This is a genomic window from Streptomyces phyllanthi, from assembly GCF_009377205.1.
GTDB classification, from domain to species: domain Bacteria; phylum Actinomycetota; class Actinomycetes; order Streptomycetales; family Streptomycetaceae; genus Streptomyces; species Streptomyces phyllanthi.
The window spans coordinates 1-1,137 of sequence record NZ_VJZE01000928.1; the positions used below are offsets into that span (position 1 = coordinate 1).

The window sequence follows — 1,137 nt, forward strand, 5'->3', positions numbered from 1 at the left end:
GCACCCGTCCCCCACCGGTCTCGGCCCGACCGTCGCGGAGGCCACCGCCGGCATGTCACCGGGCCGCGTCCAGGAGATCCTCACGACGGCAGGACTCCCCAGCACCCACGACTCGGTCTCGGCCGTGGCGTCCCTGTCCGCCCTGTTCACCGACCGCACCCGCATGGCCGAGCTCCTCACCACGGCCCCCGCCGAGTCGCTGGACGTGCTCAACCGCCTGCACTGGGGCCCGCCGTACGGCCAGGTCACCGCCCACCCGGCGCCCCATCTGCGCTGGCTCCTCGACCGGGGCCTGCTCCTGCCCACGGCGCCCGGCACCGTCGTACTGCCGCGCGAGGTCGCCCTCCACCTGCGCGACGGCCAGGCGCACCGGGAGACGGAGCCGCTGGCCCCGCCCGTCGAGGCCGCGGCCACGCACCGTCCACAGGCTGTGGACGCGACGGCGGCCGGACAGGCGTACACCGCGCTCGCGACCGTCGAGGAGCTGCTGAAGGACTGGGACGAGGGCGGTCCGGCCGTCCTGCGCGCCGGCGGACTGAGCGTGCGCGATCTGAAGCGGACCGCCGTGGCCCTCGACGTGCCCGAGCCGGTCGCCGCCTTCTGGGTCGAACTCGCCCATACGGCGGGCCTGCTGGCATCCGACGGCGAGGCGGACGAGCGGTACGCCGCGACACCCGCGTACGACGAGTGGCAGGAGCTGCCCGCCGCCGAGCGCTGGACCCGGCTGGCCACGGCGTGGCTGACCGCGACCCGTACGGCGGGCCTGGTCGGCGGGCGGGACGCGAAGGACCGTACGCTGTCGGCGCTCGGACCGGGCCTCGACCGGTCGGCCGCGCCGGAGGTCCGGCACCGGGTGCTCACCCTGCTGGCGGGGCTCCCGGAGGGCACGGCGGCCACGGCCGACTCGGTCCTCGCCCGCCTGAGCTGGGAACGGCCCCCGCGCGGCGGCTCCCGGGGCCCGCAGAGCCCCAGGTCCGCCCAGTCGCCCACGTCACCCCAGTCGCCCCAGTCCGCTCAGGACGACCTGCGGTCCCGGCTCGCCCGATGGACCCTGTCCGAGGCGGAGTCGTTGGGCATCACCGGCCGTGGCGCCCTGTCCTCGCACGGCCGGGCGCTGCTCGGGCTGCCCCCCGGGAC

1 pseudogene is annotated in these 1,137 nt (G+C 77.0%); it reads left to right on the forward strand.

Annotated features, from left to right (window positions below):
- Positions 1-1,137: pseudogene (locus FNH04_RS46195) on the forward strand (DNA-binding protein); the annotation flags it as partial.